The organism is Pantoea sp. EKM103V (genome assembly GCF_011800365.1).
Lineage (GTDB): Bacteria > Pseudomonadota > Gammaproteobacteria > Enterobacterales > Enterobacteriaceae > Pantoea > Pantoea anthophila.
In genome coordinates, this window is record NZ_JAALFQ010000001.1 from 854,117 (window position 1) to 866,404 (window position 12,288).

At 60.7% G+C, this 12,288-nt stretch carries 10 protein-coding genes; 2 read left to right on the top strand and 8 right to left on the bottom strand.

The window, feature by feature from the left end:
* Window positions 1-56: 56 nt before the first annotated feature.
* The 8 genes from HFD97_RS04190 to HFD97_RS04225 form a co-directional block, all read right to left on the bottom strand.
* Window positions 57-1,484: a serine/threonine-protein kinase gene (locus HFD97_RS04190; RefSeq protein WP_167428288.1), complete on the bottom strand. Its 1,428-nt coding sequence runs from the start codon at window positions 1,482-1,484 to the stop codon at window positions 57-59.
* A gap of 44 nt (window positions 1,485-1,528) precedes the next feature.
* Entirely contained in the window at window positions 1,529-2,482 is a 954-nt protein-coding gene (locus HFD97_RS04195) for a hypothetical protein (protein WP_009090613.1), read from the bottom strand.
* 14 nt (window positions 2,483-2,496) lie between these two features.
* On the bottom strand, window positions 2,497-3,273 hold the full coding sequence (locus HFD97_RS04200; RefSeq protein ID WP_009090611.1) for a PP2C family serine/threonine-protein phosphatase: 777 nt from the start codon (window positions 3,271-3,273) through the stop codon (window positions 2,497-2,499).
* The gene (gene tagH / locus HFD97_RS04205; RefSeq protein WP_167430932.1) at window positions 3,270-4,406 is read right to left on the bottom strand and encodes a type VI secretion system-associated FHA domain protein TagH; all 1,137 of its coding nucleotides are present in this window, start codon (window positions 4,404-4,406) and stop codon (window positions 3,270-3,272) included. Before tagH ends, HFD97_RS04200 begins: the two co-directional genes overlap by 4 nt.
* Window positions 4,407-4,442: 36 nt before the next feature.
* Window positions 4,443-5,141, bottom strand: a complete 699-nt coding sequence (tagF, locus tag HFD97_RS04210; RefSeq protein ID WP_009090607.1) for a type VI secretion system-associated protein TagF — start codon at window positions 5,139-5,141, stop codon at window positions 4,443-4,445.
* Between the two features lie 13 nt (window positions 5,142-5,154).
* Window positions 5,155-7,269, bottom strand: coding sequence for a type VI secretion system membrane subunit TssM (tssM, locus tag HFD97_RS04215; RefSeq protein ID WP_167430931.1), 2,115 nt, complete (start codon window positions 7,267-7,269; stop codon window positions 5,155-5,157).
* The gene (gene icmH / locus HFD97_RS04220; RefSeq protein WP_167430930.1) at window positions 7,269-8,486 is read right to left on the bottom strand and encodes a type IVB secretion system protein IcmH/DotU; all 1,218 of its coding nucleotides are present in this window, start codon (window positions 8,484-8,486) and stop codon (window positions 7,269-7,271) included. The genes tssM and icmH overlap by 1 nt, the downstream gene beginning before the upstream one ends.
* Window positions 8,487-8,571: 85 nt before the next feature.
* Window positions 8,572-9,063, bottom strand: a complete 492-nt coding sequence (locus HFD97_RS04225; protein ID WP_009090601.1) for a hypothetical protein — start codon at window positions 9,061-9,063, stop codon at window positions 8,572-8,574.
* 487 nt (window positions 9,064-9,550) lie between these two features.
* Here HFD97_RS04225 and HFD97_RS04230 point away from each other — a divergent pair, with 487 nt between their 5' ends.
* A complete protein-coding gene (locus HFD97_RS04230; RefSeq protein WP_167430929.1) occupies window positions 9,551-10,765 on the top strand; it encodes a nitrate regulatory protein in 1,215 nt (404 codons plus the stop codon).
* A gap of 262 nt (window positions 10,766-11,027) precedes the next feature.
* Window positions 11,028-12,278 (top strand): CmpA/NrtA family ABC transporter substrate-binding protein, encoded by a 1,251-nt coding sequence (locus HFD97_RS04235; RefSeq protein ID WP_167431222.1) that lies wholly within the window; start codon window positions 11,028-11,030, stop codon window positions 12,276-12,278.
* Window positions 12,279-12,288 lie beyond the last annotated feature (10 nt).

The window sequence follows — 12,288 nt, forward strand, 5'->3', positions numbered from 1 at the left end:
GAGAAAGGGCGCATCCTCGTGCGCCCTTTCTCTTTTCTGCTGCAAGCCCGCGAAACTCAGTTACCTGGATTGATCAGCCAGGTGCCGGGCTTATCAATGGTCAGGGACTGAGAGTGGGTCACGCTGCCATTGTGAATATCGATTTTATACTGACCCGCCGCCAGGTTCAGCGCGGCAAAGCCACTGCTGCCGGGTTTGACCTCCACCGGCTGGCCGTTGAGCACCACGCTTTCGCCGCTCTCCAGCTTAAGGTAGACGGTTGCCAGCGCGGCGGGAACGGCGGCCGCTGACGGCGCAGAGGCGGGCGCCTGCGTGACGACCGCTGAGGAGTCTGCCGCTTCCGGCGCGGCGCTGTGACGGTTCGCCAGCCAGACGGCGGCCCCGGTCGCCAGCACCGCCACCGCAGCCAGTGCCAGCAGGGCGGGCGACAGCCGGCGCGTCGTGCGCGGTGTCACCGGTTCAGCCGACGCCGCGGCGTGATTCATGGCCATCACCACCGGCGGCGCGGCCTCGACCGGCTCCTCCACCCGCGCAGCAGGCGGTTCACCGGGAACCGGGAAGCTGTTGACCACGGCTTCCACATCGCTGACCGGCAGATCAATCAGCGCCGCAAAGGCATCAATCGTCTGCGGGCGATCGCCCGGCTTCATCGCCAGCGCGCAGTCAATCGCATGGAGCAGCGGCAGCGAGTAGCCCTCCGGCTGGCGTTCCACCAGCGGCTGATAGTTATCTTCAATACAGCGCACCACGCTGACCGGCGGCGGATTATGGGTAATCAGGCTGTGCAGCACCGCGCCCAGCGCGTAGATGTCGGTCCACGGGCCCTGTTCAACCTCCCCCTCTTCGCTGTACTGCTCAATCGGCGCAAAGCCGGGTTTGAGCATGATTTCCGTTTCATCAGAGAGGTTGCCAATCTCTTTGCGCGCCGAGCCGAAATCGAGCAGCACCGGCAGCTGATTCTCCTGAATCTGGATATTGTCGAGCGAGATATCGCGATGCAGATAGCCCGCCTGATGAATGGTGCTGATCGCCCCCAGCAGCGGAGGCAGCAGGCGGCGTATCCAGGCTTCAGAGATCGACTCCGGGCTGGTGAGCTGCCACTCCTTCAGGGTCATGCCGCTGTAATAGAGCGTGCCCATATAGGCCGTGCCGTTCTGCTCCCAAAAGCGCAGCACGTGCAGCAGGCCTGGATGGTTAAAGCGGGCCAGCAGGCGCGCTTCCTGAATAAAGCTGTTCAGACCGGCATTAAACAGCTTCTGAAAACGCTCACCGCGCAATTCCAGGGTGAGATCCGCAGCACGGACGGCCAGCGACACCGGCATATACTCTTTAATGGCGATGGTGCGTTCAAGCTGATGATCCCAGGCGCGATAGACGATGCCGAAGCCGCCGCCGCCAATCACTTCCTTGATCTCAAACTCGTTAAAACGGTATCCGTCAGGCAGGGCATTCGGAACGGTTTTCGGATTTTCATTTGCCGACATAGTGAACTCTCTGTACACGGCCTGCTCGCCAGGCTGCGCGGTAATTAATTGATGTTACGCCAGGCACCAATGGCAGGATCAACCAGATCCGCGTGCAGGGTGTCGATGAGTAACACATTCACTTTTTGCTGTGGCATGAAATAGGGCGCCCACTGGCTGCGCAAGGTATCGACCCGCGATTTCACAGCGTCAGCACTCTGCTGCGCAGCATTCTTATCCATTTTAATTAACAGCGCCCCGTTGAAGCGCCAGACGTGATGCTGGTCATCAAAGGGCAGCACCAGCCAGCTCTCTGCGGCATCCGCCCGGGTCACGATCATGCGCTGATTATTGGCGGCAATCACTTCCAGCCGGCTGTCCGGGATCGTCAGGTTGGCGATGGGATAGCCCTGATAGAAGGTGACGGCGACCGGCGTCTTCTGATCCGGTGTAACCAGCGTCATCTCACTTTTGCCTTCTGCCCAGCCATCCGGCGAGCACTGCTGCTTGCTGACGTCCGGGATGAACAGGGTGTGAGCATGTTCATCCCAGGCGGTACGAAAATGACAGCCGCTGGGCAGATCAAAGTGTTGCAGCGGCGTGCTGTCAGCCGGCCGCGACAGGTCCAGCGGCGCGGCGTTGCTCTCACTGGCGCTGGCGGTGGCATCAGCCATCACGATAGGCCGCCAGTTCTGCAGCTTGCTGGCGCTGCCGCTGGCCAGCACGCTTCCCTCTTTACTGGTCATCTGCCAGGGCAGCACATCCAGCAGGCCGCACTGGTTGGCGAGCAGGGTGCCAACGCGCGGCAAAAAGGTGGTCAGCACCGCCGAATCCTTACTCTTGCCAGAGACGATGCGCAGCGGCAGCGTCTCTTTACACCAGTCGTCAGGCGCTTTGCTGACCACATCATCGATATAAACCTCCAGCTCCAGGCTGGGGGAGTAGACCACACGATAATTTTCAGCCTGGGCGTGAAAGGCAATCAGCAGAGTGATGATGCCGGGCAACCACAGTTTCATAAGGATCCTTGGAATCAAAAACGAGGCGGCAGAAAGCGCGCCGAATCAGCCAGTGAATAGAGCAGCGTGGCCTCTTCCGGCTCACCAATCCAGACCGCCAGTGCGCTGAGATTATCTTTTTTAACGTTGCGGCTGACCGCCTGCTCCATCAGCGCCAGCCACTCTTCGCAGGCATTCACCATGCGCAGCGCCTGTTCCATTTCGCCGGTGGTCAGATTCAGCCAGAAGCCGTCGGTACAGACCAGAAAGGCGTCACCATCCTCCAGCGCCATCTCCTGTGAAAAGCTCACTAAGCGAGGCGGCTCAGCGCCGAGCGCATTATAAAGTAAATTACTGTTAATGCCGGTATTTTCATAGCCTGCTTCTTTCAGCTGCTGCGCCAGACTGTGGTCACGGGTCACCTCGTTGAGCACCCCCCGGCGGAAGTGGTAAACCCGGCTGTCACCCGCATGAGCCCACCATGCACGCTGTTTTTTACGGTCTATAAACAGGGCCGCCAGCGTGGTGCTCATGCGTGAAAATTTCGGATTTTTACCCTGTGCCTCATGCAGCGCCAGACGGCACTGCTCAATCGCCTGATGGGTGATTTCCGGGGTAAAGGCGTCGTACGCCTGCAACTGACTCAGCAGGGTGTCGCGCACCAGCTGAGCCGCCATCTCGCCGCCCGGCAGACCGGCGACGCCATCGCAGACCACAAAACAGGCTTTATGATCATCCAGTTCAGCACCGGTGCGATCCTGATTCTCATCGCGAAGTCCCTGCTGGCAGCGACTGGCAAACACAATCTTCATGCTTCATCTACCCGCGTCTGAGAATCCTTATACTGGTTAACTTCCATGTCATAAGCATGAAGAAACGCTTCGCCAAACAGCGTATGGAAATCATCCTCGATCTCCCCGGCGGTGCGCTGATAGTTACGGGTAAAGTAGTCCCACAGCGCCGCTTTCTTCACGGTGGAGAAGGGCAGTTTAGAGACCACGCCGTCGGCGCGCGCCTGCTCCTCCAGCCGCTGCGGATTAAAGGATTGCAGCATCGCGGCGATGATGGCGCGGATGCCGGCAATCATGCCCAGCTGGTGGGCCTGCAGATCGACCAGCGCATCGCGCACCGCCTGTTCCGGCGGCATAAAGCCCGGCATCTGGCTCTGATACATCTGCATCAGCACGGTCTTCCCGGAGGGCAGGATCTTAAACGGGTTGTTGGCCTCGTTGAGGATCATCGTCATGTCTGCCTTCACGCCGCGCTTGAGAATGGAGCGTGAGGAGAGCAGCGCGACCGTGCCCTGCGAGAAGAGGCTCAGCATCCGGCCCGTAATCCGCATCTGCTCTTCATCAATTGGTGTAGCGTGCCCGTTGCTCAGCCCCATACCGTCCAGCAGCGCGGCGATGAGCCGATCCTGATCCACCGGCTGGGCTGTCAGGGTGCGGCGTGGCTCACTCGCCTGCGGGTCGATGGCCAGCCGCGCATCGCTGTGACGTTCGTGGCGGGCGGGCACCGCCTCGCTGACCAGCAGCCGCGCCTCAATGTCGTGATGTTCGTGAATGCCGAGCGGATTGGCGGGCTGTGCACTGTCACCGGCAAACAGCGCCAGCGGATCGCTCTGGGCGGCGTGGCAGGCAGGATCGCGCACTTCCAGCGCATAGTCGCCGATCCGCAGCGCATCGCCATGTTTCAGCAGCACCTGCATGCCGCGTCCCAGGGTAATGCCGTTGTGCTCCACTGGCGTCACGCTGCCCTGATTGGTCAGGCGACACTCGCCCTCCTGCGACAGATGAACCAGCGCCTGCAGACGCGAAATGGCGCGCGTCTCATCGGGCAGCACCAGATCATTATCCTGACTGCGGCCAATGGTGCCGCCAGGCGGCTGAAACGCGACGCTTTTGACCGGAACATCCGTAGTGCACTGCACAATGGTAAATTGCATGAGTTATCCCAGATTAAACGGCAAACGCATCCGGCCTCATTCGAACATCGGCGGATAGAGGCCATTACGTCCCGGCTGTGAACCTGCCGCCGGGTTGAACAGTAACGAAAACAGTTGCGCGGTGAGGTTGCCGCTATGCTTGTGGGTCGCATGCACAAACCCGTCACTGCGATTACTCCACCAGTAGCTCATATGCTGCTGCGGGTCGAAGCGCTCCGCCACTTCACGCCAGCTCAGCGTGCAGGGCAGGTCCTGAAAACCGATCACATCCATGATTTCAGACGGCTTGCGGGCGGGCACCAGCAGCGGGGGCAGCGCCTGAATCGCCTGCTCCAGCTGCTCGCCGTTCAGCGGCGTCTGCACCGCCCGTAACAGCGTGGCGCCCAGATCCTGAAACCAGTCACCGGAGATCCGCAGCTGCGCCGGATGCCACTGCGCCAGCGGAAAACTGTGCAGGGCCAGCAGCGGCCAGGCGCGTCCGACGCGGTCACAGGAGGGCAGCAGGCAGCCCATCTGTATCTGTGGCCGGGTGGCCGTCACCGGCAGAACAAAGTTCCACACCGGCGCGTGGAGAAAGTTCGCACTGATCGCATACGCCTGCTGGTGCCAGTGCATCAGTCCCTGCTGAAACCAGTGATTCCAGGGGCTAATCTGCTGTTCGCTCAGTCGATGGTGCAGAAAGTCACCGGTCGACGGCAGCTTGCCATACCAGCCGGGGGCCGTGTAAGCAGCCATGTTTACCTCACCATTACTCGCTATGCGAGGAAAATTGCGGGGCAGCGTGCCGGGGCGTCGCCGCCAGCACCGGACCCGACTGGCCCGCAATGTTCAGATTTTCCGCCAGTTTACGCATCATCAGGGCGTTGTCGCGGGCATAGGGCGACGACTGAATCTGCTGATCCAGCAGCTGGCTCAGGTGCCAGTCGAGCTGCTGAAGGTCGCGGGCGCTGACCGAATCGGGCAGCGAGCGCTGTAAGTTCTGCAGCAGCCAGGCCCGTAAAAATTCGCCATCATAATTACGCGGCTGATAGAGCATCTGATAAGCGCGCAGCGCATTGCGGCTGTAGGCGTTATCGTCACCCGGATCGTTGCGCAGGATATTGGTGATCTGCTGGGCCACGCGCGGCAGCAGCAGCGACTTGAGCGCATTCTGATACAGCACCCAGGCCGCATCGCTCACCTGACTCCCGCGATATAAGCCCGCCCGCATAGTAAGCGGTGGATTATCGAGAGAAAAACGCGGCGAGAGCGGCAGCTTCACCAGGTTATTCAGAAAGGGTAGCAGATCAAAAATATTATCTGCAGGCTGATGAATGACCTGCTGACTCTGCGACCGGATGGCCGGCACCCGTGCCGCCACCTCCTGCAGATAGTGCTGATTCTGATAGTAGCTGAGGCACCACAGGCTGGAGGCGATCAACAGCGCGCCCGCCAGCACACCGTAGCCAATCCAGTGGAACAGCTGATTGCGGTACTCCCAGCGGCGATTGCTGCCCGCCAGGCCGCTCTCTTTAAAAATCAGATCGCTCAGCAGATCGCGGATAAAGAAGCTCTGACCTTTGTTGCCGGGGATGGGGCGGCTGCGGTTAACGCTGTCCCACGCCGCGATGGAGTGATCGCCCGCCTGGCGCAACTGCAGCTTACGGCTCAGTTCACCCATCACCCGATCAAAGGGCAGCCCCTCCTGGGTGCCGCTGGTGAAGAAGAGGCCACGCGGACTCCAGGCCACCGCATCCTGATGATCAGAAAAGACGATATCCAGATATTCGTTCAGCAGCGGGCGCAGTGAGGCGAACTCCTGCGGGAAGAGGAAACACTCCGCGCGCTGGTTCAGGTCGCGCTCCTGGGTCATCTGATCCGCCAGCTGCTGCTGAAGCTGCTGCTCCAGCCGCTGAAACTGCTGACCAAAGTGGTGATGCCAGTCACTCTTTGACGATTTGCCCGGTTCACGGTTAAACGTGAAGCCCCAGATGGCGTCACGCCGCGCCTTATCCATCGAGCCAAAATAGCTCATAAAGCCTTTCAGCAGGTCGGTTTTGGTCACCATCACATAGACCGGGAAATGAATGCCGGTCTGCTGATGCAGTTCGGCCATGCGCTCACGCAGGGCACTTGCCTGAGCGAAACGCGCCTCGGCTGAGTCACTCAGCAGGTCGGCGACGCTGATGGTCATAATGACGCCGTTAATCGGCTGGCGGGTGCGGTAGCGTTTGAGCAGATTGATAAAACTGTGCCACTCCGCGGCGTCGCGCACGCGCTGGCTCTCCTGCAGCGCATAGCGACCGGCGGTATCAATCAGCACGGCGCTGTCGGTAAACCACCAGTCACAGTTGCGGGTGCCGCCGACGCCGCGAATGGCATTTTTTCCCAGCGTGTCGGTCAGCGGAAAGTCCAGTCCCGCATTCAGCAGCGCGGTGGTCTTACCGGCACCGGGCGCCCCCATCACCAGATACCAGGGAAGCTGATAGAGGTAGCTGGCGTTAACGCGCGCCAGCCAGCCGCCACTGTGGCGGCGGCCAAACTGCGTGCGTTTCAGCTGCATCACGGCTTCACTGAAGCGCTGATTAAGCCGCTCTTCGGTCATCTGACGCTCGGCCGGATCTTCATTGTCGGCCAGCTGGAGCTGCGTCAGCAGGCGGCTGTTAAACCAGGCGCGATAGAGTGACGGGATCAGCTGGAACAGGATCCAGAGAAAAAAGAGTGCGCCGACGGTGAGCTGGCGGGGCAGAGCCGGTTCCAGAGGACGTGACTCATCCCATGTCCAGAACGGCCCCAGCATCCAGACCAGGCAGCTCAGCGCCGTGACGCCGATAAAACTCCACAGCAGGCGGTGGGTTAACAACAGACGAAGTGAGGCGCGCATTATCGGGCTCCCTGGTGATTACTGAGCGTTTCAGGCGCGGCAAAAAGGGTGATCTCTACGCGGCGGTTGCGGGTCCGGTTTTCGCTGCTGTCGTTGGGCAGCAGCGGGTCGCTGTCGCCGCGGCCTTCAGAGCGAACCGTATGGCCGTCAGCCAGCTGCACCTGCAGAAGCTGGGTGATGGCACGGGCGCGGGCAAAGGAGAACTCGTAGCTGGAGGCAAAGCGGCTGTTATCCACCGGATGATCGTCGGTGAACACCGACACCAGAATGGTGCCTTTCACATCATTCATCGCGGTTGAGACACGGGCCAGCAGCGCCCGGCCTACCGGATTGATGACCGTGCCCTGCTGGGCAAACAGTTTATCCGCCGGGATAATCACTTTACTGCCAAAGGCGCCGTCGCTGACTTCGAGCTGACCGGCCGCGATGACATCGTTCAGGCGCTGACGCAGATCGAGCAGCGCCTGCGGCGAAGAGGGGCGGCGTCCGGCGGTGATCTGCGGCAGCGGCGTCTGATAAATGGTGCGCAGCAGCGGCTCTGCCGCATTGCCGAGTCGCCAGTTCAGGCCACTGTAGATCAGGCAGCCGACCAGCGCGACCAGCATGGCGCACGCCCAGAGCGGCACCATCGGGCGGGCGAGGGTGCTCACCAGCGGATGCACCTCCACCAGCGGCGGTTGCGGGGATTCGCGCTGCGCGCGAGTTTCATCTATCAGGATTTTCAAGCGTTTACGGATGCCGTCGCACTGGGTTCGGCCATTTTCGCTGCCGCGATAGCGCCCCTCATAGCCCAGCAGCAGGCAGTAGTGAACCACCTCCAGCAGCCAGAGGTGCTGTTGCGGGCTCTGCGAAATGCGTGACAGCAGCTGAAAAACTTTCTCGCCGCCCCAGCTTTCATTATGAAAGGTGACCAGCATGCCGTTGCCCGACCAGACGCCGCGGGTGCCCCAGGGGGTCTGGGCTGCCGCTTCATCCAGCGCGCTGCAGATGCAGTAACGCGCGCCGATAATCATCTCAAACGGCAGTCCGGCCTGTTTACAGCGCTGTTCGAACTGGCGGATTTCATCGATCAGAGACTGACGCAGCCCGGCAGGGTCGTCATGGGTGGCTGCCTGACGAATCTGCACCACCGCGTTCAGCAGGGGGGCTGCAGCCTGAAGTAACAGATTCTCATTGCCTGAGGGGGACGCCTCACGCGCAGGGGATTCCACAGTCATTACAGTGTGATCTTCCAGCTAATGGCAAATGCCTGTGCCCGCAGCACGGGACGGTGCTGCGGGCAATATGCGCCGGATTTCATAGTCAGTCTAAGATCCAGGTCGCGGTATCGTTAGTGCGGCAGGCTTTGCTGGCGCCGCCGACGGCCACACAGACCTGTTTCGCTTTGCGGGGACGGGGGCGATCGCTCTGCACGGTGGCGTCGTAACGACTGCTCTCCACGCCCGCTTTCAGTGGGACGTAACCGATTAACGGGCCATCAGCCTGGTCAGCAATCGCCAGCCAGCTGTGTTCTACATTGCCTAATACTTCAAACGGTTTACCCGTTTCGAGATAGCGAACCACCTTGCCGCCGTAGTCGGGTGAGGTCATCACGGAGGCGCCATAAAGCGCACGCCAGGTCTGATTGACCGGCTCAAAGGCAGTGGGTGCCGCGACAGCGTGTCGATGGACCAGTTTGACGCCGTTAATTTCGCTGGTGACCAGCGTATCGTCAGTGACGGGCGGCGGCGGGGCCTTACAGCCTGCCAGGGTAAGTACCGCCAGCAGTGTTAACGCAAGACTCTTTTTCACCATGTTCCTCGTGATCTCATCAAAGTATCTGCATATTGCCAGGCCCGATGCAGAAAACGCTGATTCAGGCGCCGCATCGTGCTGAAAATCTGTTTGTTAAAAAACGGTCAGATTACATCGGGATAGTAACGCGTTTAGTCTACCTAAGACTTTTGAGATTTCAAACCATTGCGCCTGCTGCCGATGCGTGATAGCGGGCGGTTCCGGGGCGTGATACGCCCTGAAAAAAGCCGCGAATAAAGTGATAGTTAAAGCGAACTGAATGATCGCACAGACAAACTGATTGATAACGTGGCTTCCCATTCTGACACGCAATGGGTTCGATGGGAAACTATTAAGTATCACTAACCTTTTGTTGCCGGAAAATTTTCCCGGCGCAGGAAAAGAATCTTTTCAAAATCAGAATTTCCGGGGCGGTTTATGCCGCTTTTTTTCGGAAAGCGGCACGCCTTTTGCTTCAGAAGGATTTTACGGCGCGGAGAGATGAAAAATGGCTGACGCCCTGGCCTGGCTGCAGGCTTCACGTGAGAGCGATATCGCCAGCCTGCAGCGGCTGCTTCAGACCGGCGAGCTGATGGCTGCCGTCAGCGAACTGGTTCATCGGCTGCAGCGGGAACGCGGCGCCACTAACCTCTGGCTCTGTTCGGACGGTGCGCTGTTCTGCGCAGAGCGAGGCGCCCGTCAGCAGGCGGTGAGTGAGGCGCTGCAGCAATTCTATCAGGCCCTTCCGCCCGCCGTGGCCCAGCCTGGCTTCAGCCGCTTCTGCAACCTGATTGCCACTGCCCTGCAGGCGCTGGAGGGGTTACCCGCGCTGCGTCAGCAGATCAGCCTGCGTGAACGTGAGCAGGCCGCCGCAATGGCCGCCTTTAATCAGGTGATCCGCACCTTACTGATTCTGGTGTTTGAAGCAGCCGACACCGCCAGCCATCCCGACATCTCCCGCGCGCTGATCGCCCTGTTCAGTTTTATGCAGGGCAAAGAGCTGGCCGGGCAGGAGCGGGCTATCGGTTCCGCCGGTTTTGCGGCGCGACAGTTTACCGACGGGCAGCGCAGCCAGATGGTGGCGCTGATTGCGGCGCAGGAGCAGAGTTTTACCACCTTCCGGCAGTTTGCCGACAGCACCGCCTGTGAACGCTGGCAGCCGCTGGCTCAGGCCAGCCGGGACATCGAACGTCTGCGGCGTATCGCCTGCACCGGTGGCCCCTGTGAGGAGAACGGTGCACTGCACTGGTTTTCTCTGCTCTCAGAGCGGCTGGATCAGATGAAAACGCTGGAGGATGCCCTGACGGCCACGCTGATGCAGCGCTGTCGCGCGGCCATCGATCAGGCGCAGCAGCAGGCGACAGGGCAGGTTGTCCAGGGGGAGAGCACCTTTGCGCTCTATGTTTCCGGCGCTGACTGGCTGCCCGGCGCGGCGGCGCTCGACAGTGACGGACTGGCACCCCAGCTCGGGCGCTCGGTGCTGTCGCTGATTAGCGAGCAGTCGCAGCGTCTGCAGCAGCAGGCGGATGAGCTGGCATCGATGCGCGCCTCTCTCGACGAGCGGCGGGTGGTCGATCAGGCCAAACACTGGCTGATGCAGCAGCAGGGTTTCAGCGAAGAGGCCGCGTGGCAGGCGCTGCGCAAAAGTGCCATGAATCAGAACAGGCGGATCGTGGAGATCGCGCAGGCGGTGCTGGCGGTCGCCGCGACGCTGCGCAGCTAACCCGGAAGAGGTAGCTGCACAACCGCCGTGCGCAACCTGCGTCACAAACGTGCAAAAACGGTCAGATTTTCAGCAGAGGGAGGCCGGTGAACCGCCATTGACGGCGTTGAAAAAACTGGCACACCCTTTGCTTTAACCTTACAGAGAGTATGCATTGCGCCCGCCAATGGCGGTGGGATCAGTGCTTTGGATAAAGGCGTCCATCCGCAGGCTTCGGTCTGTCGGAGGACGCCTTTTTTTATTTCTGTTCAGGGGCAACATGATGAGCAAACCGTCATTTTCACTGACACGACGTCAGGCACTGCTTTCCGGCGCGGCGCTGGGCGCAGCCTGGATCATTCCGGGATTACGCAATGCGGTCTGGGCGGCCGGGTCGGACGCGCCGGAAAAAGCGCAGGTGCGGGTCGGGTTTATTCCGCTGACCGACTGTGCACCGGTGGTGATGGCGTCGGTGAAAGGCTTCGATAAAAAGTATGGCCTGACGCTGCAGGTCAGCAAAGAGGCGAGCTGGGCAGCGGTGCGCGACAAGCTGACCTCCGGTGAACTGGATGCGGCGCACGTGCTCTACGGCATGATCTACGCGCTGCAGCTCGGCGTGGCGGGGCCACAGCACGACATGGCCAACCTGATGACGCTCAACCATAACGGCCAGGCCATTACCCTGTCGAACCAGCTGAAGGGTCAGGGCGTGACCGATCTGGCGAGCCTGAAAAAGGCGGTCGACAGCCGCCCCAAAGGCAGTCTGACCTTCGCCCACACCTTTCCCACCAGCACCCATGCGATGTGGCTCTACTACTGGCTGGCCAGTGCCGGAATTAATCCGTTTGAGGATATCCGCACCGTGGTTGTGCCGCCGCCGCAGATGGTGATGAACATGAAGATCGGCAACATGAGCGGCTTCTGCGTCGGTGAGCCGTGGAACCAGCGTGCCATCAGCGACAGCATTGGCTTTACCGCCGCCACCAGCCAGCAGATCTGGCCGGAGCATCCGGAGAAAGTGCTCGGCACCCGCGCGCAGTGGGTTAAAGAGAACCCCAACACCGCCCGCGCGCTGACCGCCGCCGTGCTGGACGCCGCGCGCTGGATCGACGCCTCAGACGATAACCGCCGCGAAACCGCGCAGGTGCTGGCCGGACGCGCCTGGATCAACACCCGCGTCGACACGCTGCAGGGGCGGATGCTGGGCCAGTATGAGAACGGTCTGGGCCAGACGTGGCAGGACGCCCATCCGATGCGCTTTTTCGACAACGGCAACGTCAGTTTTCCGTGGCTTTCGGACGGCATGTGGTTCCTGACCCAGATGAAACGCTGGGGCCTGCTCACCCACGATCCCGATTACCTCGCGGTGGCCCGCCAGATCAACCGCCTCGATATCTATAAAGAGGCGGCCAGCGCGGTGGGGCAGGTTGCCGTGCCCGCCAGTGAGATGCGCAGCAGCACCCTGATCGACGGCAAAGTCTGGGATGGCAGTAACCCTGCCGCCTACGCCGCCAGTTTCGCTATCAAACGTTAAGAGAGGTCGT